The sequence below is a fragment of the Shimia isoporae genome, from assembly GCF_004346865.1.
GTDB classification, from domain to species: Bacteria; Pseudomonadota; Alphaproteobacteria; order Rhodobacterales; family Rhodobacteraceae; genus Shimia; species Shimia isoporae.
In genome coordinates, this window is the sequence record NZ_SMGR01000001.1 from 1193387 (window position 1) to 1211400 (window position 18014).

25 protein-coding genes are annotated in these 18014 nt (G+C 54.9%); 11 read left to right on the forward strand and 14 right to left on the reverse strand.

Translation table 11 applies throughout. The features are described from left to right. Nucleotides 1–84: 84 nt before the first annotated feature. Nucleotides 85–360 (forward strand): hypothetical protein, encoded by a 276-nt coding sequence (locus BXY66_RS05850; RefSeq protein WP_132859216.1) that lies wholly within the window; start codon nt 85–87, stop codon nt 358–360. A 493-nt stretch (nt 361–853) separates the two neighbouring features. On the opposite strand, the gene BXY66_RS05855 is transcribed toward BXY66_RS05850, so the two are convergent. Next, a complete protein-coding gene (locus tag BXY66_RS05855; protein ID WP_132859217.1) occupies nt 854–1075 on the reverse strand; it encodes a hypothetical protein in 222 nt (73 codons plus the stop codon). A gap of 284 nt (nt 1076–1359) precedes the next feature. Here BXY66_RS05855 and BXY66_RS05860 point away from each other — a divergent pair, with 284 nt between their 5' ends. Beyond that, a complete protein-coding gene (locus tag BXY66_RS05860) occupies nt 1360–1824 on the forward strand; it encodes a hypothetical protein (protein WP_132859218.1) in 465 nt (154 codons plus the stop codon). 100 nt (nt 1825–1924) lie between these two features. Here BXY66_RS05860 and BXY66_RS05865 read toward each other — a convergent pair whose 3' ends face one another. After that, nucleotides 1925–2209: a hypothetical protein gene (locus BXY66_RS05865; RefSeq protein ID WP_132859219.1), complete on the reverse strand. Its 285-nt coding sequence runs from the start codon at nt 2207–2209 to the stop codon at nt 1925–1927. Nucleotides 2210–2435: 226 nt separating this feature from the next. Between BXY66_RS05865 and BXY66_RS05870 the strand changes: the two genes are divergently transcribed. Both BXY66_RS05870 and BXY66_RS05875 read left to right on the forward strand, forming a co-directional pair. Beyond that, the gene (locus tag BXY66_RS05870; RefSeq protein WP_132859220.1) at nt 2436–2624 is read left to right on the forward strand and encodes a hypothetical protein; all 189 of its coding nucleotides are present in this window, start codon (nt 2436–2438) and stop codon (nt 2622–2624) included. A 92-nt stretch (nt 2625–2716) separates the two neighbouring features. Beyond that, nucleotides 2717–2908, forward strand: a complete 192-nt coding sequence (locus BXY66_RS05875; RefSeq protein WP_132859221.1) for a hypothetical protein — start codon at nt 2717–2719, stop codon at nt 2906–2908. A 10-nt stretch (nt 2909–2918) separates the two neighbouring features. Here the strand turns inward: BXY66_RS05875 and BXY66_RS05880 are convergent, their stop codons facing one another. Next, the gene (locus BXY66_RS05880; protein ID WP_132859222.1) at nt 2919–3134 is read right to left on the reverse strand and encodes a hypothetical protein; all 216 of its coding nucleotides are present in this window, start codon (nt 3132–3134) and stop codon (nt 2919–2921) included. Beyond that, nucleotides 3131–4327 carry a tyrosine-type recombinase/integrase gene (locus BXY66_RS05885; protein ID WP_165929110.1) on the reverse strand — a complete coding sequence of 399 codons (1197 nt, stop codon included), beginning with the start codon at nt 4325–4327 and terminating at the stop codon, nt 3131–3133. The genes BXY66_RS05880 and BXY66_RS05885 overlap by 4 nt, the downstream gene beginning before the upstream one ends. Nucleotides 4328–4672: 345 nt before the next feature. On the opposite strand from BXY66_RS05885, the gene BXY66_RS05890 reads away from it, so the two are divergent. Next, nucleotides 4673–5815 carry a hypothetical protein gene (locus BXY66_RS05890; RefSeq protein WP_132859224.1) on the forward strand — a complete coding sequence of 381 codons (1143 nt, stop codon included), beginning with the start codon at nt 4673–4675 and terminating at the stop codon, nt 5813–5815. A gap of 2 nt (nt 5816–5817) precedes the next feature. Here BXY66_RS05890 and BXY66_RS05895 read toward each other — a convergent pair whose 3' ends face one another. Further along, nucleotides 5818–6483: a BUD32 family EKC/KEOPS complex subunit gene (locus tag BXY66_RS05895; protein ID WP_132859225.1), complete on the reverse strand. Its 666-nt coding sequence runs from the start codon at nt 6481–6483 to the stop codon at nt 5818–5820. 358 nt (nt 6484–6841) lie between these two features. Here BXY66_RS05895 and BXY66_RS05900 point away from each other — a divergent pair, with 358 nt between their 5' ends. From BXY66_RS05900 to BXY66_RS05910, 3 genes are all read left to right on the forward strand, one after another. Beyond that, the gene (locus BXY66_RS05900) at nt 6842–7957 is read left to right on the forward strand and encodes a porin (protein WP_132859226.1); all 1116 of its coding nucleotides are present in this window, start codon (nt 6842–6844) and stop codon (nt 7955–7957) included. A gap of 172 nt (nt 7958–8129) precedes the next feature. Continuing rightward, a complete protein-coding gene (gene tig / locus BXY66_RS05905; RefSeq protein WP_132859227.1) occupies nt 8130–9464 on the forward strand; it encodes a trigger factor in 1335 nt (444 codons plus the stop codon). A gap of 141 nt (nt 9465–9605) precedes the next feature. Further along, nucleotides 9606–10022, forward strand: a complete 417-nt coding sequence (locus BXY66_RS05910; protein ID WP_132859228.1) for a DUF1330 domain-containing protein — start codon at nt 9606–9608, stop codon at nt 10020–10022. Nucleotides 10023–10077: 55 nt separating this feature from the next. Here the strand turns inward: BXY66_RS05910 and BXY66_RS05915 are convergent, their stop codons facing one another. The 7 genes from BXY66_RS05915 to BXY66_RS20405 all read right to left on the reverse strand — a co-directional run bounded on the left by BXY66_RS05915 (nt 10078) and on the right by BXY66_RS20405 (nt 13891). Continuing rightward, the gene (locus tag BXY66_RS05915) at nt 10078–11310 is read right to left on the reverse strand and encodes an HlyD family secretion protein (protein WP_132859229.1); all 1233 of its coding nucleotides are present in this window, start codon (nt 11308–11310) and stop codon (nt 10078–10080) included. A 3-nt stretch (nt 11311–11313) separates the two neighbouring features. Continuing rightward, nucleotides 11314–11793 carry a hypothetical protein gene (locus BXY66_RS05920; protein ID WP_132859230.1) on the reverse strand — a complete coding sequence of 160 codons (480 nt, stop codon included), beginning with the start codon at nt 11791–11793 and terminating at the stop codon, nt 11314–11316. A 100-nt stretch (nt 11794–11893) separates the two neighbouring features. Next, nucleotides 11894–12358 (reverse strand): lytic transglycosylase domain-containing protein, encoded by a 465-nt coding sequence (locus BXY66_RS05925; RefSeq protein WP_132859231.1) that lies wholly within the window; start codon nt 12356–12358, stop codon nt 11894–11896. Between the two features lie 112 nt (nt 12359–12470). Then, nucleotides 12471–13097, reverse strand: a complete 627-nt coding sequence (rplI, locus tag BXY66_RS05930; protein WP_132859232.1) for a 50S ribosomal protein L9 — start codon at nt 13095–13097, stop codon at nt 12471–12473. A 13-nt stretch (nt 13098–13110) separates the two neighbouring features. Beyond that, nucleotides 13111–13338, reverse strand: coding sequence for a 30S ribosomal protein S18 (gene rpsR / locus BXY66_RS05935; RefSeq protein WP_008328567.1), 228 nt, complete (start codon nt 13336–13338; stop codon nt 13111–13113). 25 nt (nt 13339–13363) lie between these two features. Continuing rightward, nucleotides 13364–13720, reverse strand: a complete 357-nt coding sequence (gene rpsF, locus BXY66_RS05940; RefSeq protein ID WP_132859233.1) for a 30S ribosomal protein S6 — start codon at nt 13718–13720, stop codon at nt 13364–13366. Between the two features lie 15 nt (nt 13721–13735). Then, entirely contained in the window at nt 13736–13891 is a 156-nt protein-coding gene (locus BXY66_RS20405; protein ID WP_165929111.1) for a hypothetical protein, read from the reverse strand. A 114-nt stretch (nt 13892–14005) separates the two neighbouring features. Between BXY66_RS20405 and BXY66_RS05945 the strand changes: the two genes are divergently transcribed. Both BXY66_RS05945 and BXY66_RS05950 read left to right on the forward strand, forming a co-directional pair. Then, nucleotides 14006–14500, forward strand: coding sequence for a hypothetical protein (locus BXY66_RS05945; protein ID WP_132859234.1), 495 nt, complete (start codon nt 14006–14008; stop codon nt 14498–14500). Nucleotides 14501–14678: 178 nt separating this feature from the next. Next, a complete protein-coding gene (locus tag BXY66_RS05950; RefSeq protein WP_132859235.1) occupies nt 14679–15251 on the forward strand; it encodes a YceI family protein in 573 nt (190 codons plus the stop codon). 58 nt (nt 15252–15309) lie between these two features. Here BXY66_RS05950 and BXY66_RS05955 read toward each other — a convergent pair whose 3' ends face one another. Next, nucleotides 15310–15522: a hypothetical protein gene (locus BXY66_RS05955; RefSeq protein WP_132859236.1), complete on the reverse strand. Its 213-nt coding sequence runs from the start codon at nt 15520–15522 to the stop codon at nt 15310–15312. Nucleotides 15523–15658: 136 nt separating this feature from the next. Further along, nucleotides 15659–16879 carry a cytochrome b/b6 domain-containing protein gene (locus tag BXY66_RS05960; protein WP_132859237.1) on the reverse strand — a complete coding sequence of 407 codons (1221 nt, stop codon included), beginning with the start codon at nt 16877–16879 and terminating at the stop codon, nt 15659–15661. Nucleotides 16880–17055: 176 nt separating this feature from the next. On the opposite strand from BXY66_RS05960, the gene fabD reads away from it, so the two are divergent. After that, nucleotides 17056–17997 carry an ACP S-malonyltransferase gene (gene fabD, locus BXY66_RS05965; protein ID WP_132859238.1) on the forward strand — a complete coding sequence of 314 codons (942 nt, stop codon included), beginning with the start codon at nt 17056–17058 and terminating at the stop codon, nt 17995–17997. The last annotated feature ends 17 nt before the right edge of the window (nt 17998–18014 follow it).

Sequence of the window (18014 nt, forward strand, 5' to 3'; positions counted from 1 at the left end):
ATCCAATGAAAAAGGCAATGATTTCATACTCTTTTTCGCGCGAGCTGGCGGAAGCTTTCCGGTCAATCACAAAGGATCTTGCAGATGTCACCGACCCTGAAACCTGTCGCAGCCCTGCTGTCGATCACGCTTTTGATCTCCTGCGGCGACACCGCGCCAAAGATTGAAGTGCCGCCCGATGTGCTGGCTGTGCCGGACAAACCGCTTTTGCCGGAAGCTGGCGCAGGCAATGCCGAAGCCGCGCGTTATCTGGTCCGCACCGAAGAATGGATGGATGCCGCCAGCGATCAGATCGCCACGCTGGCCGCGATTGTATGTACTCTGACCGGGCAGGGTTGTCCGGGCCAGGGCGCCAATTAGTCCTTGCTTTGAAATATTCTGCCGAATGCCCATCCACTGACCACAGCGAGAAAGCCCGATCCCGCGCCGGCTAGAAAACCCCCGTCACAAAATTGAGAAGCAGTGGCGATGGCAAAGCCAACACAAAGAGTGCCGGATGCGACGAGTAGGAGAAAACGAGGCATTGGTGTCCTTTACTGATTATCGGTTCATGAACACCGCGTAGCAGCAAAGCAGGAAGACGGGAGAAAAAGTTAAAAATTAGGTACTTGAGTTGCGAAGTTGATGTAGATCTGCAACGGTTTCTAGTATGAGTGGTAGGGTTGCTCTACCAAGCAGTTTTGGCATGATCAATCAAAGATTGAACCTTGCGAAACCGGAAGTCTAGCCGTCAAAAAGCAGTGCCCCCGCAGGTTATCCGGCGGGGGCATATTACGTTTATTGAACCTGAAAGTTGATCGCGATCAGGATCAGGATCAGGATCGAGAGGCCGATGGACAGCCAGGTCAGTCTTCTATTCATCGAAGTCTCCTTTCTCGCCCCAGGCCGGAAGGCCAGCGGCAATTGCGGACATGGCCAGCGCAGTGGTGCGATTGACCGGTACGTCTTCGCCTTCTTCTGCCGCGTTCTTCATGGCTTGCGCGCGATTGCGTCCGCAGTCCAGATGCCGCACGATGTCCGCTGCATAGCGGGCATCTGCTTTTTCCATCCAGTCCAGAAAATCTTGCGCCTTCATGGTCACGTCCTTAAATAGAGGGAGAGCGCCAGCCCTGATTGCTCAGGGCTGACTTCTCCGATCACCAGTGGTGGACAATGTTTGCGACGAGCGCCACCACAGTGATGATCTGGAGGATGAGGGCGATGATTTGAAGTTTCATCTTTTTCTCCTCCTGTGCGGGGCGGGACCATCCCGCCCCCTCTGCACATCTATATTATGCACTAATTGGTGCAAAATGCAAAGCAAAAAATGCACCAAAACGTGCAAAAAGGAGGTGTAAAACCTCTCGCGGAAAGGGCGGAATGGAACAAATCGAGCTTGCAAAGGGGAAGCATGACGAGTGGTCTTCCCAGATCCGGTATATGAATGAAGCTGCGGTCGGTTTCGCAGAGGCGACTGTTAAAGCGCTACTGCTTTTGAACGGTGGTGCTGCGGTGGCCATGCTCGCGTTTGTAGCAAACCTTGGCGCAGCAAATGACTCGGCTATCGATTTGCCGTCAGTCGTTCGGTCATTGGTCTGGTATGCGGGCGGCGCGGGGTTTGCGGTTCTTACGGCGGGTTTCTGTTATGTCGTCATGTATTTGCAGGCAACGCATGCACAATCCCATGAGTTCAAATACGCGCATCCCTTCGTTGTTGAAGGGCCAAAGACCGTTGGAAGACGCAAGTTGGTGAATTTTTTCCATGTGGCCGCGCTGGTGATAGCCGTTGTGTCTCTCGCGTCGTTCATTGTTGGCATCTGGCAGGTAAGTAGCGTTATTCTCTAAATTTTTTTTGAGTTGCTAACAGTCATACGTGTACTTCGGACCGCAAGGCGTCCGCCTAATTTCTCAGCGCAGAAATTGGCTGTGTGTTCCTTGGTAGCGCTTAGGTGTCTTGCTCTTGATGCTGCGCGGGCTTGGCGCTCGAAGTAGCGGCCAGTTTCAAACCAATTTCCGAAAGTATCCCCAAGACCAGCGCGCCCAGAAGCATATACGTTGATCGGGTTATATGTTCGCCAGACGTTTCCGTCCCCAAGATATTTCGAGACATTGCCATATTGTCTTCCAGCGTCGGGCTGCTGAACGCCACAAAGAAACCGCTCACAATGCCAAAAACAGATAGCACAAAGACAATCCAAGCGAGTACGCGACCAACTTTGCAAAAGAACACGTTGCCTTTCCTCCATTCTAGCGCAGCGACCGGATTCGCGACGGTAACTTCTTATTAAGCATAGTTTGTCAGCATTAATCCCGTCGAGCAGCACTAAATTTATCAAACTATCAATCTCAATACCAAAGCATTTATGAGGGGAGGGCCGCGGCTCTTCCCTTTGGTTTCAAGAGTTCTCCGTTGCGTTCGAGGTTGGTGACGGTGTTGTTTTAGGGAGAATTTTTTAATGAATATTCATAAGAGGAAATCTGAAGTCTGCATTCCATTTGAAGACGTTGCGCGGTGGATCAAGCGCCTGGAAGAAGAGACGTTGAACCCAACCGGGACTGTCGCTTTGGACCTGTATCAAGACATCATCTCAACCATTGATCGGCGCGGCTATCACAGTCTGCTGTTTTCCATTCACAAGTATTAAGCAACCGTTCGGCGCGTTAACCGACTGTTTACCAATCCCGAGTCAACTTTCTCCTGACAAGATTTTTTGGACGAAAAGGCATTTGGGAAATCATGGAAACGCAGGTTAACGGTCCGGACAAAAACTATATTGCGATCTCTGAAGAGGATCTGGGGCGAGTTGTGAAGCATCTCGGCAGGGCTGCGGTGCGGGACAATGACCGCGATTTATTCCTTCTGTATGGGAGTCTTTATGGCCGTCTGGAAAAGATGCGGGAGCAGTCTGCGATTATTGGGATGGCGTAGCCGATTTCCATCAGTCCTGCGCATAATAGGGCCTGCACACTTTCCGCATCGGGTCCAAGTCGTTTGCGCGATGCGGGCAGTCTTGTGACACGATTTCCAGCGCTTGCGGCAGCTCTATTTGCTCCCCAACAACTTCCAGAAAGGTCGCCTTGTGATACCGGCCAAACCGCCCGCAATGGTCACAGGCGATTTCAACGGTTTCAAAGGGCCAATTTTGCGAGTTCATGCATTACGCAATTGCACAACCTGACTTGCCGCACCAGTCACAAAGTCTGACCAGGCATTCATGAGGATCCGGCGGCGATCCAGCAGATCGGAGCGGGCATAGGCGCGTTCTACCTTGTTTCCGACGATATGCGCCAAAGCTGTCTCTGCCACATCAAAATGCGCTGCGTCGGTATCCTGAACCCACGTTCTGAAGCTGGTGCGGACTCCATGCGGGGTGCCGTTTGGGTCCACCTTTTTGAAAACCTTGTTGATGGCGACGTCCGAAACGCCGCCCCGCGTCTGACCGGGAAACAGAAACCCGCCCCTGCGCCAGGCTTCCGCGCGCTCGATCACTTCCAGTGCCGCTGGCGACAGCGGGATGCGAAAATCTTGGACAACACCTTCGCGGCCTTTCATCCGCTCTGCCGGGATGTGCCAGACGTCGCCTTCAATTTCATCGAAGCGCGCGCCGCGCACGGCGGCAGATCGCCCCATCGTCAGGATTTTGAAACGCAGGCAAAGGTGCGAGGCATCGTCCCGATTGAGAGCTGCGAAGATTTCCGGCATGTCGCGCCAGTCTGACGCGCGGGTCTTCTGTGGTTTGTGCTGATATTCACCAAGCATGTGCTTTGCCATATCGACGGTGAAGGGGTCGCATTCAACGCCGGACAGTCGCATGTGCCGGAAGATGATGCTGGTGCGCTGGATCGCTTTTTCGGCGGTCGGGTGTTTCTTTCGCCAGATCGGTTTCAGCGCCCTGTGAATATCGGACTGGTGGATTGCGCTCATGCGCATATGGCCGATCACAGGCGTCACATAGAGGTTAATTGGACTGAGCCATCTGCCTGCTTTGCCTTCGCCGCGAAGTCCGCCCTTCTTGGCTTCAAAAGTCGTTTGTACGGCTTCAGCGAAAGTCGGGTCTGCGCGGCTGGCTTCGATCCGCGCCGCCTCTTCCTGCCTCTCTCTTTCTGCCATCGGGTCTTTGCCAGACCTCAGGATGCTTTCCCATCCGTCGCGCTGCTTGCGCGCGTCCGCCAGTGTAACGGCGGGGAAAGGGCCAAGTCCCATTTCGCGCGACCGTCCTTGCAGCGTGTAGCGATATATCCATCGCCCCGATGTCGCGGATCGCTTCTGCAAGTATAGGCCTGCGCCATCAAACAGCTTTCCATTGCCGTTTTTTGCCTGAAGTGCTGTCAGCTTGTTTCTCGCCAAATCTGGCCCCCACTTTGGTCCCCACTTTGATCGGATTTAAGCGGAAGGCATCGGAGGGTTTTTCAAAATGTTGCTGTAAAACAATGGCCATTGCAATGGTAAACGATTGCACCAGACAAGTGTTCGGGTCGCTCCACCCGCACCACTCTTCCTAGAAAAACCAAGCTGTTTTTGGGTTTTGGCCAGTTTTGGCTGCAGGGCAACGAGCAGTCCGCCGTGACCGAAAAAACTCAGGTCACACAGCATTTCAACGTAAGACACCAAATTTGAGATGTCGGGTCGGACTATTTCTGAAATAGTTAACTAAAGACCATTTTACGCCAATACTTGAAGAGACTGTTGGGGATGACAAAATTAACTCGAAGAGCAGGTGTCCGTGAATTTGCGGGTATGTTTATGGGTGCCGCCGTTTTGGGCGTGTGTGTTTCAGACGCGTCGGCGCAGGTGCCGGAGGGTCTTACATTTTATGGCGCCATCAATCAGGCGATCATGAATTACGATGATGGTGTTGAGAGCATCAACTATGGACGCGTCGACAATGCCGTCGGGGACAACGTCAACCGGTTCGGGGCGCGATTTGATCGGGTTCTTTCCTCCGGCTGGGACATGACCGGCACGTTTGAGTTCGGGCTGGCGCCGAAACGTTCCAATCAGGTCAGCCAACTGGACCGAGACAATTCCAGCTGGAGTTTTGACGAAACCAGCCTCAGAAAACTGGACGTCGCGTTCGCACAGGATGGTGTGGGAACGTTCTACATCGGGCATGGTGATATGTCCGGCAAGGGGTCCGCCCCGGATTTCTCCGGCACAGATGTGATCGCGTCAAACAATCCCGCAGAGCTGGCGGGTGGCAACTTTTGGCGGTTGGATCCGGGCGGTGGGCTAAAAGCACGACAGCTCAACGAGTCTTTCGGGAACTACAGTTCCGGGCGTCGTTTGCGTCTGAGATACGACTCGCCGCAGTTTGCCAATTTTCGCCTGTCGACGTCAGTTGGGCGCGAGGTGCTGACCAGCGGCGATGATTCCACATACTTCGACGTGGTTGCGCGCTATGACAAACAGTGGAGAACCATCGATCTGGCTGTGGAGTTGTCCCTCAAAGGCCTTGGTGGCGGTGACTATGCTGGCGGAAGCGGGCTTGCGATCATTCATAAACCGAGTGGTCTGAATTTTGCGGTTTCCACAGCGCACCCGATCATTGGTCACACCGAGGCCCACTTTGGGTACGCCAAAATTGGCTTAAAGCGAGATTTCTTCTCGTTCGGCAGCACCGCAATTTCGTATGACTATTATAACGGTGGCAGCTTCGGGGCAGCAGGAAGCGAAAGTCTCTCTGACGGTATCTCCATTGTGCAACGGGTCGACAAGTACGACCTCGAGGTATTCCTGACCGTGCGAAACTATGACGGGTACACCAACATCGGGCTTCCCAATGAAGACTTCCTGAAATCGACGGTTCAGGCGTTTGGCTTCAATTGGACTTTCTGAAGCTAGGGTTCAGAAAAGATCCGAATGATCCCAGGTAGAGATTTGAACTCGAGGGCGTGCGGGTCCTTTCGGGCCTGAATTGGGCGCGTGAGGATTTCAAGCCAACCATATCGACGTACGATTGAGCAGGCTTCCTGCCAAACCTCACTCCGATCGCTGTCCCGATAGCCGTCGACGACGGCCTTTACCGCTTGAGAATCGGGTGCCTTCTGCGAGGCGAGGTTGTGCACGAAGCAAATGACATCCAAAGCCCGACCGGTCTTGTTGTCGCGGCGTTTGGAATGGTGTTCAAAATCCAAGAAAACGATCCGGCTTCCATCCCAACACAGATCTCTGGCGGCCGGCCTGCCGTGGTAATTGCCGGTGTTGTGCAGTTCCGCAAGAGCTTGACCCGCCTTGAAGCAAATCATTGTCTTTTCTTCCGGCGATTTACTTCCGTTGGACCAGATGGCTTGCAGCGTTGGTCCGGCATCAGCGAAAACGACGAATTCCTCGCCAGCGAGGACTATTTCGGGCACCGGCGCTCCTGCGTCGATCATGCCCATGTGAATTTGCAACTCGCGCTTGAACCGCTTCGCAGGAGAGTGCTTGAAAATCCGGTTTGAACCTTTGACCCGTTCGCGCTGTTTTACCCAGAACGTCTTGCCTTCAAAAACAAGGCGGGACACGCGCGACTGATTGGTTGAAAGGTGAGAGTGCAGCGCGTCTTCAAACCCGCTCGGCAAATTTTGTGATTTGATATCCAATTATCTGTTCGTCCATCCTCAGTTTTCGCAGGATTGCAATGTGACGAGGTTCTGTCCAGCGCTTTTAGCGGCAATACTGCGGCCTCATGCTGCCAGCCGTTGGAACCGCTGAGCCTATAGTAACTAGACCGACTTTGCGTTGCGAAAAAGGCGCAATTTTCGGGTGTTGCTGTTCCTCGGACAGTTTGTCTCAGAAAATGCGGATTTCCCGTTTTGACGTCCGAAGCATAGGACGTTAACCTTTGACTACTTTAAGGCAAAATTTTCAGGAGAATGTGATATGCGAAGGTCTATTCTGCGGTATGCGAACGGAGGGGCGGCCGCCTTTGCGTTTTCCATGTTGGCGCTGCCTGCGGCAGCTCAGGACAACAATGCACGCTTCTACGGATTCTTTAACCTTGTCGTCGCAGGCGTGGATGACGGATTTACCACCAATACACAGCTTGCCGACAACTCCAACGCACCAAGCCGCTTGGGCTTTTGGTGGGAGAACGCCGTCGGCGCTGGCACTCTGAAATTCAATTTCGAGACGGCACTTGGTATTCGCCAAGCATCAAACTTGAGCCAGATCGACCCTGATCCGAATTTCTTCAACTACTCTCGCGGCAGTCTGCGTAAGGTTGAATTCATTTACGAAGGAAACTTCGGCAAGGTCTACGTCGGTCAGGGTAGTATGGCGACGGACAGCATCGCCGGCGCCGACCTGTCGGGCAACGACTTCATTTCGACACGCTCGATCTCGGATATTTCAGCCGGTTACGCTTTCCGGCAAACCGGAACTGGTACGCCAGGTCCGACGGTTGGCTCCACCTTCGCGGATTTCGACGGTGCCCGTCTTGGTCGTTTGCGGTATGACTCTCCGACATTTGGCGGAGGCTTCTTTGTTGGCGCGTCGGTTGGCGAGAATATCCTGACCAGTGGCAATGACGATCTGAACTATGACATCGCCCTTTGGTATGCGAGCGAGAACGGCGGCATGAAATATGCCGGTCGTCTGGGTGCGGCTTGGGTCGATGGCCAGAACGGTAACCCCGATAACAACAGCGTCGTCGGGTCGTTCAGCGCGTTGCATCTTGATAGTGGCGTAAACGGCACCATCGCCGCAGGCTGGCGCGACAATAGCGGCTTGGGTAGCAACTATATCTACACGAAACTCGGTATTCGCCGGGATTGGATGGCGTGGGGCGAAACCCGGCTTTCGGCTGACTTCTTCTGGGGCGGTGACTATGTGTCCGCGGGAGACGACAGTTTCACTTGGGGTATTCAAGGCACCCAGGTGGTCGAGAACGCGAATATGGAGCTGTATCTGTCCTATCGTCAGCACAGCTACGATGTCGCGGGCACCAGCTATGAAAACATTGGTGTTTGGGGACTTGGCGGACGCTGGTTCTGGTAATACCGCCCTCAATTGATTGATGACATGGCCCGCTCGGCGCAGAACGCGTCGGGCGGGCTTCTTTTTACAGCCTTTGCCCTTGCGCCGCTGCTCTGGGCCAACTAGAAGAGGCCAGATTTTTTTTGACCGTGCGCGGGCGAGTCCCGCGCACCGCTACTTATGGGGTATCCTGATGCAGGTCACCGAGACGCTGAACGAAGGTCTGAAGCGCGGCTACAACATCGTTGTGACCGCAGCGGAGCTGGACGAGAAAGTAAACGAAAAGCTGGTTGAAGCGCAGCCGGAAATCGAAATGAAAGGTTTCCGCAAAGGTAAAGTGCCGATGCCGCTTCTTCGCAAGCAGTTCGGCGAGCGTCTGCTGGGTGAAGCAATGCAGGAAGCCATCGACGGTGCGATGAACAAGCACTTCGAAGACTCCGGCGACCGCCCTGCGTTGCAGCCGAAAGTCGAAATGAAAAACGGCGAAGAATGGAAACCCGGTTCTGACGTCGAAGTGGATATGTCCTATGAAGCACTGCCGGAAATTCCGGAAGTTGACCTGAAGGGTATCAAGCTCGAGAAGCTGGTAGTGAAGGCCGATGACGCGGCTGTAGAAGAAGCACTTGGCAACCTCGCAGAGACAGCGCAGGACTTCAAAGCGCGTCGCAAAGGTTCCAAAGCGAAAGACGGCGATCAGGTTGTCATGGACTTCGTTGGCCGCATCGACGGTGAAGCATTTGACGGTGGCGCAGGCGAGGACTTCCCGCTGGTGCTGGGTTCCGGCCAGTTCATCCCCGGCTTTGAAGAGCAGCTGGTTGGCGTGAAAGCCGAAGAAGAGAAAGACGTAACCGTGTCTTTCCCCGATGATTATGGCGCCGAGAACCTTGCTGGCAAAGAAGCCGTGTTCTCTTGCACTATCAAAGAGGTGAAAGAGCCGGTTGCAGCAGAAATCAACGACGATCTGGCGCAAAAATTCGGTGCTGAGGACCTCGCTGGTCTCAAGACTCAGGTGTCCGAGCGTTTGGAAGCGGAATATGCGGGAGCGGCACGTGCCGTAACCAAGCGCGCGCTTCTGGATGAACTCGACAAGTTGGTATCCTTCGACCTGCCGCCGTCTCTGGTAGAAGCGGAAGCGGGCCAGATTGCACACCAGTTGTGGCATGAAGAAAACCCTGAAGTCGAAGGTCACGACCACGACACCATCGAGCCGACTGACGAACACAACACGCTGGCAGAGCGCCGCGTGCGTCTGGGTCTGCTGTTGGCGGAACTTGGTCAAAAAGCAGAGGTTGAAGTGACCGACGCGGAAATGACACAGGCGATCATGAATCAGGCACGTCAGTACCCTGGTCAGGAACGTCAGTTCTTCGAGTTCGTGCAGCAGAACGCACAGATGCAGCAGCAACTGCGCGCGCCGATCTTTGAAGACAAAGTTGTGGACTATGTTCTCGAACTGGCAGAAGTCGCCGAGAAGGAAGTCGACAAAGACGCATTGCAGAAAGCGGTGGAATCTCTGGACGACGAATAAGTCTCCTACGCCGCAAAGAATTTGCGAAAGGCCGTCCCTGTCGGGGCGGCCTTTTTCCGTTTTGCCAAGTTGTTACGGTGCGTTCCGGTTGACGACCGGCACAAGGAACGCCGAGCCTGTGAAGAACAGGAGGAGAGCGACATGGGACATAAGGCTTTTGACCGCGAGACGTTTGAGGCTTTTAAGGCGATGGATCGGGAGGGGCCTATCCATATGCTGAACTTGGTGAAGTTGCGTGCGAAAGCGGAGTACGACGACGGACGAGAGATGAGTGGTAAGGAAGCCTATGCCGCATATGGCAAGGAAAGCGCCCCGGTGTTTCAGAGGCTTGGCGGCAAGATCGTGTGGCGCGGGGCACAGGAATTGGTGGTTATCGGGCCAAGTGAGGAAACATGGGACCTGTGTTTTATTGCCGAATACCCCAATCCGCAGGCCTTCGTCGACATGCTGGGCGATCCGGAATACCGAAAGGCGATGCCGCACCGTCAGGCAGCTGTGGAAGACAGCAGATTGATCAGGATGGCTCCGATCCCATTGGGCGGAAATTTTGGAGATTGAAAGAGACAAACCGGCGCCAATAAAGCACCGGTTTCGTTTTGCCAGTGAATCGGCCTCAGTGACCGCTGAGAACCAGTGTCTGGACCGGCATCAAAAGTGTCTGCAGTCGCAGGATGGCGGCGTGCACGAGGCCAACTGCGTCGACTGCGTGTAGAACCAGTTTTTGTGTTGACGACAGGTTGGGGTCGTCCAGTTTGTCATGGTTGTTGGTGTAGGCGTTTGCCACGCACTTTGAGCCGGGTGGGATCAATTCCGTCTGTTCGGGATAGAGTGGTTCCAGGATGGCAATGATAGACCCAGGGCGTGGTGAGAGAGCTGGATCAATCAGTTGTTCCTGTGCACGGAACTGACCGGTTGGAATCACATCTTGAATTTGCGTGATGACCATCGGGTAAATCTTGAAGGGACGTGAGAAACAGGTGATCTCTGCGAGCATGCCTTCGTGAAGGACTGGGCCTGTCAGTTGTCCAAAGCCGGCCTGGAACCGGTTTTCGCCGGAATCCTTTGGTACAAGTACACCGGCTGGGCGCACAAACGGATTTACAATGTCTCCCTTGAACAAGCCAAACTGTTCAACGTGTCCGTCAACGCTCGCATATACCACCGTTTTTGAGATGGCGGTTTCGGCCTCTTTTAGGCGGGCTTCGGCGCTGGCGCGTTGGGCAGGCAGTTGGACGGCAATCTTGTCCTCTACGGCCTTCAAACCGGCTTCTGAGGCTTCGACGGCGGCCTCTCTTTGGTCCATCAGGTTGATGAGCCGTTCCACTTCACGTTCCGAAACCGCGGAAGAGCCTCGTTCAAATAGCGTGTTGGTGCGTTCGAATTCGTCTTTGGTCTGCTCCAGCGCAGCTTCGGCCTGATCGACCCTGGCCTCAGCGCTATCGAGTTCGGATGCGGCAACGGCGATTGCCGCATCGATTTCCAGAATGCTCGCACGGGCCGTGGCGGCCGCGGCTTCGGGCTTTTCAGCGTCGAGTTTGAAGAGGCGGTCTCCTGCTTTCACGAAATCACCGTTGCGCACATAGACTTCTTCAACGCGGCCAAGCGCTTCCGGCATAACTGTGATGGCGCGGAAGTAGTTGATCACGTTGGTCGTCGACGGGTGGTAGTAGAAAATTGCGGTGATCAGGCTGATCGTAAGGATCAGGCATGATGTGATGCCCCAGCGCAGTTCGTACCACATGGTGAAAATGGTCAGCTCCTGTCCCCAGCGTTTGCCCTGTCGGTATCGACGGAACAGGAAGTCTGGCAGGATCGTGAGCAGCGAACAGAGGAAAAACTCAATCATGTGTTAGCCCTCCTTGGTCGGTGCTTCAGAAGATTCAGCGTATTTGGGCGCTGCCTCAGTCTGTGTCGCAGCGGCTTCCGGCGCTTCGTGATGGGGATAGTTTGTCTGCATCTCGAAGGGGGGCTCGGTTGAGCCCGTGGCGCGGTCAAGGGCATTTGAAATGCGTTGCAACGGCGTAAGGAAGTCCGGCAGGTTGATCGCCGCGAGAAGCAACGCCAAGATCCAGAACGCATTGTTGTGGGTGAAGAGCGCGAGCAGGGCCAGAATGCTGATGATCTGAATTTGGGTGCTGCCGACGCCGTGTGCCATCTGCTCGGGCAGGGCGTGCATGGTCAGGTAAAAGACACCGGCCCCGAGGACAAGCAGGACCACCAAGACGGCCATGGCCATAAGAAACGGGTCCGATCCGTCTGCATTCGGCATCCAGGACGGGATGAAATGCGGGGCCATCGGGTGAAGTGTGGCATCGCTGGACGTGGCCATTTAGGACTCCGGTTATGTTGCACTGAAGCCAGTCTAAGAATAAGCCTCTGTTGCCACAAGGTTTTTGCAGAAAGCGGGCGGCTGCCTGCCTGTCATTGTCCTAGGGGGCGAGGCCGGTTTCCTTGAGCAGACCTGCGCGCTTGGCTTCTGGATAGTATCCCTTGGCGTAAAGGAACACCGCCCGATCGTAGTTGCCCTCGGCCACAAGAAGTGCGCCGCGGAGATATTTTACGGCGTAGGTCAGATTGGTTTCGGCATCGAGTAGACCCGCGCGGTCGCCGGAATAGCCCATGCCGCGGGCAGTTGGTAACTGGATTTGCATCAGGCCGATGTTGGGGCCGTTGGTTGCCCAAGGACGGTGGGTGCTTTCCCGGATTATCACCCTATGCACAAGGTCACGGGGGACTTCGTAGTGGTCGGCCCACTTGTTGATGAGGGCGCGAAGTTCCGGCGTTTCGTTGGGGTAAAGCGGTGGGTCAAAGGAGGCCGGTTCCGGAGTGCCGCAAGCAGCGATGGGCAGGGCGCCCAAAATAACAATGAAACGTCGGCGGGACAGGCTGGGCATAAGGATTCCTTTGAGAGGGTGCGTCATCCAAGTTTGGCCGAACCTGCACAAAAGAAAAGGCCGCGTCCCAATTAAGGGGCGCGGCCTGCGATTTTTTGCTGAGAGGAAGAGTTTACTTCTCTTCTTCTTCCGCAGGTGCTTCTTCTGCAGGAGCGTCTTCGACGAGCTCGTCGTCGTCGGACGCGGCAGCACCGATATCGTCAAACAATTCTGCGATTTCGAATTCTGCTTCCGCTTCTGCTTCTGCGGCCAGTTCCTGAATGGACTTGCCGGACGCTTGCAGTTCTGCTTCCTCTTCGGAGCGGGCAACATTGAGGTGGATTGTTACGTCCACTTCAGGGTGCAGCAGAACGTGAACAGCATGCAGGCCCAGATCTTTGATCGGCTTGGCCAGAACAATCTGTTTCTTGTCCACAGTGAAACCTGCTTCGGTTGCTGCTTCTGCCGCGTCACGCGGAGTAACAGAGCCGTAGAGAGCGCCAGCATCGGAGGCGGAGCGAATCACGATGAACTGTTCGCCATCGAGTTTCTCTGCCAGTGCTTCGGCTTCTTTTTTGGTTTCGAGGTTGCGTGCTTCAAGCTGAGCTTTTTGCGCTTCGAAAGATGCCACATTGGCGTCGGAAGCGGTCAGAGCTTTGCCCTGCGGCAGCAGGAAGTTGCGTGCGTAGCCGGGTTTTACGTCAACGACGTCACCCATTTGGCCGAGCTTGGCAACACGTTCGAGAAGGATAACTTGCATCTGTCAGGTCTCCTTACTTCACAGCGTAGGGCAGCAGGGCGAGGAAACGGGCGCGCTTGATGGCACGAGCCAGTTCACGCTGTTTCTTGGCCGAAACTGCGGTGATGCGCGAAGGCACGATCTTGCCACGCTCAGAGATGTAGCGTTGCAGCAGCTTGGTGTCTTTGTAGTCGATCTTCGGCGCGTTGTCGCCCGAGAAGGGGCATACTTTACGACGGCGGAAAAACGGTTTTGCAGCCATGACTTAGTGTCCTTTCTTCAAGCGATCAGGAGCGGCGTTCGCGGCGGTCGCCACGTTCGTCACGTTTCTGCATCTGGACCGAAGGGCCCTCGGCGTGATCGTCGACCTTGATGGTCAGAACGCGCATCACGTCGTCGTGCAGGCGCATCAGGCGTTCCATTTCCTGAACGGCCGGCGCGGGTGCGTCAGTTTTCAGGAAGGCGTAGTGGCCCTTGCGGTTTTTGTTGATCTTGTAGGCCATCGTTTTGACGCCCCAGTATTCGGAGTCGATAACGGAACCGCCATTATCGGTCAGAACGGTGCTGAAGTGTTCAACGAGGCTCTCTGCTTGCGCGTTGGACAGGTCCTGGCGCGAGATGAAAACATGCTCATACAGCGGCATGTGCTCTCCATTCATTTACAGGCGCATTTCAAAGAGCGGGGCAATCGTGTCCTTCGCACCCCACCCACGAGAGACTGCGCGGTTCAGATATTTGCGAAGGAGCGCGACGTATAGCGGAAACTGGCGCAAGTGCAACCCATTACCTCCCTTGTTTTCCAGGGGCGTGGGCATGTCGCGGTTTTATCGTTTTGGCACGGTGATTTCCAGAACGTGCCCCAATCTCGCCCGATTTCCTAACCAGTGTGTTTGCAAAGCGGTATCCCAGTAGAAGCGGGAGTTCAAAAAATGATAGCTCTGTCCAATTTCATGGAAGAAGCCCGGTCGCGGGTCGCGACTGTAGAAGGCAAGGCACAGCCATTTGGTGTGCGCGCGGCCTCGGTGTTTTTCGGGTTCACCTTTATTTGGGCCGGCGTCGGCCTTTGGTTGGTGCCCGGTTTGGACATGACACCTTACGTTCTTCTGGCCAAAATGGGCTTGTCGATCCTGATGGTGACTGCCGGTGTCGGCATGACGCAGATCGCCACTGAGAAACCGCGCAAGGAATTGCATTTTGACGCGCGTAATCGCCAGTTGCTTGTTCTTGAAAGCCTGCCGCGCGAACGCATGCATGTCACTCAGACTATCAACTATGAAGACATCGCGCGTGTCGACATCACCGACAGGAAGCTTGAAGTGAGCGGAGAGTGCGGCAAGACGCTGGTGTCGTTGCAGTTGGACGGAGAGCACGCACGGCTCGATGCCGTGGCGCAGTTGCGCAGTCAGGCAATCTTTCCGATGTGACGTGCCATTGAACATCATAAAGTCGCTGGAAAGGTCCGCATTGTGCGGGCCTTTTTTCTTGGCGTTTGATTGTGTGCATGATCGCACATAAGTTGTTTTTTTGCTTGGAGTTGAGGAATTTCGCAGGGTGCGCAATTTGAACTCATCACAATTCAAATCCACGTCTTGGAGACTAAGAATGAAACGCACCCTTTTGGCCGCTGGCCTCGCACTTGCTGCAACTACTGCCGTCGCAGCGCCTGAAAAATACATCCTTGATGCGTCCCACAGCCAAGTTCTCTTTTCCTACAACCACCTCGGCTACTCCACGACTTGGGGCATGTTCTCGGGGTTTGAGGGTGAGATCATGTTTGATCAGGAAGACCCTGCTGCCAGCTCTGTAAACGTGTCCATGCCGCTGATGTCCATGTTCACCGGTTGGGAGGAGCGTGAGGCGCATTTGATGAGCGATGATTTCTTTGGTGCTGCTGAAGGCGAGCTCGTGACTTTTGTCTCCACCGGCATCGAAGTCACAGGCGAGCAAACTGCCTTGATTACTGGCGACCTCACTATGAATGGTGTCACCAAATCTGTTGTGCTGGACGCGCAATTGAATGCTGCTGGGGAGCATCCTATGGCGAAGAAGCCATGGGCCGGGTTCAATGCAACAACAACTGTGAAGCGTACAGACTTTGAAGTCGGTGCCTTTGCACCTTTCGTAGGCGACGAAGTTCAGGTTCAGATTTCGCTGGAAGCAATGAAAGCCGAATAAAGACAGATCCCATGATCTTTGAAAGGCCGCCCAGTGAGGGCGGCCTTTTTTGTTTTCTTTATTTGTTGTCGGTGGACTTGCTGAGGATAGCGATGTCGAGCGTGTCGTTGTTAATATCAATAAGCCCTTCGACCTCGATATTCGGTGAAGTGTTGTCGGTAAGGACGTCAATTACCTGATCCTCAAGGCCGCCATCGACGAAGTAGGTGTAAAATGCCTGAGCAACTTCGTCCGACCCGTCGCCTACAAATGTAATCGTCACTGCGCGCATGTTTGAAAACTCCTGAAAAAAAATAATCAGAGCCGAGCGGCTCTGGAAGAGCGGAGCACAAGCGCTTCAGCAAGTAAATTGAGGAAGTCCAGACACGAAGACCGACCAGGGAGGGCGGTCTTCGTGTCTTTTGTGATCAGTTGAGCAGGTTGTCGTTGGACGCGCCGCGATTTGCTGTGAGAGCAATGCTCACGGTGACTGAAAATCCAAGAGAGCTTTCATCGGTCATGCTGTCTCCGACGTGGAACGCGCGCCGGTCGAGGACAAGTTCACCTGACATTGTGGCTTTGTCGCCGGCGATTTCGAGATCAAATGGCAAGTCGAGCGGAACGCTTTGCCCATTCAGGGTGAGATTGCCTTTCGCCACGTACGACGTCTCCAGAGTACTGATTGCTGCGGTGAATTCCGCGGTCGGGTGTGCCATTGCATTGAGATAGTCGGGGCCGAGCGCCTGATCGGTGACGGACCCGAGGGTCAGCGAGTCGACGGCGATCTGGACAGTTACCGATCCCAAGTCGTCTGATGCTCGCGCTTCGTCAAAATCGATGTCTGCTGTCCAGTTGCCGAACCTGCCTGAAACTTCGCTGCCGAACTGAGAGACGGTGATTCCAAGAGTTCCGCTTTCAACTGCCCAACCGGATTGTACTTCGGCAAGCTCAATGCCTGAAGATTGCGGGACCGTTTCTTGTTGGGGTCCGTAGACGCCAAAAGCGAACACGAGGACCCACACTGCAAAGGCTGCTGTCGCCGGTTTTACATGACCTGGTTGCGCGCTTGGCGGGCGTTTCGAGGGGTGGCTACCTGGAAGCATACGCGCGAGCGTGTCGTCCTTGTCGATGATCGCATGTTTCAACGCGCCACCGATGTGAGCCAAAAGCGTAAGAACGAGAACGATCATAAAGCTATAGTGCAGGGCGCCCAGAGTGGATGCGAGGTCCGGGTCTTTCGGTACAAACGGCAGGGACTGGCCAAAAGGCCACCATATCGGGGCGAAGCCTGTTGTCGAGGCATGGTGCATCCACCCTGTGAGCGGTACCAGCACCATGGCTCCATAAAGCAACCAGTGAGCGGTTTCTGCTGCGAGGGATTCGACCCTGTGGTTGCCGTTCAGCAATTTTGGACGAGGCTGGGTAAAGGCCCATAGTATGCGGAGAACTGCGGTGAAAAAGGCCGCTAGTCCCACAGTTTTGTGCAGAGAGAAGAGCGTTGCCTTGAATGCAAGCTGTTCTGCGTTTTCATAGGCCGCGTTATGCGCGATGAAGCCAAGGGCAAGAGCGGACAGGATGAACAAGGCCGTGAGCCAGTGAAAGGTTTTGGCAACGCTGCCATAGGTTTGATGTGTGTTTGTGCGTGACATTGGGGCCTCGGGTTTATGTGCCTTGAAACTGTTCCTGCGGGCGGCAGGAAACAATTGGCGCCTGTGCACAGATCAGGTGCGAAGCTGCGCACATTGGCAGACGTCGGGTCAGCAATGGCGTTGCACCATGCGGTCGGGCGCGGTATTCCCTGCGAAAGAAAAGTGAGGAGGCATCAATGAGCCGCGCATTTGTATTTCCGGGGCAGGGCGCTCAGACAATCGGAATGGGGCAGGCACTGGCCGAAGCCTATCCGCAAGCAAAAGCAGTTTTTGATGAGGTGGATGAGGCGCTCGGCGAAAGCCTGAGCGGATTGATCTGGGGCGGTGATCAGGAAACGCTGACGCTCACGCAAAACGCGCAACCTGCACTTATGGCGACCTCTCTGGCCGCGATGAAGGCTCTGGAAGCGGAAGGCATTACAATCGAAGCGGCGTCGTGTGTTGCGGGGCATTCGTTGGGTGAATACTCCGCCTTGGCTGCTGCGGGAGCTTTGAGCGTTGGTGACACAGCGCGTTTGCTGCGGATCCGCGGAGAAGCCATGCAAGCTGCGGTACCGGTCGGCGAAGGGGCAATGGCCGCTATTTTGGGATTGGACTTTGCGGCGGTGCAGGAAGTAGCACAAGCAGCCGCGCAGAATGAAGTTTGCCAAGCCGCAAATGACAACGATCCAACTCAGGTGGTCGTTTCAGGCGCGAAGGCTGCCGTAGAACGCGCTGCGGAAATCGCCAAGGAAAAAGGAGCGCGGCGGGCGGTTATGCTGCCGGTCAGCGCACCGTTCCACTGCGCCTTGATGCAACCCGCTGCGGATGCAATGGCCGAGGCGCTGGCCGGTGTGAACATCGACACACCCGCTGTTCCGGTAATCGCCAATGTTCGCGCAGCAGCTGTGACTGATCCTGCAATGATCCGTGACTTGCTTGTCGAACAGGTTACTGGCTCGGTGCGCTGGCGCGAATCAGTGATGAACATGACCGCTGAAGGTGTGACGGAATTTTGGGAAATTGGTGCTGGCAAAGCGCTTTCGGGCATGATCCGCAAGATCGATCGCGCCAACGGCGTTCGCGCTGTCGGCACACCTGATGATGTAAAAGCCGCCGTCGAGGCACTGAACGGCTAAAATAGTAGGGACGTATT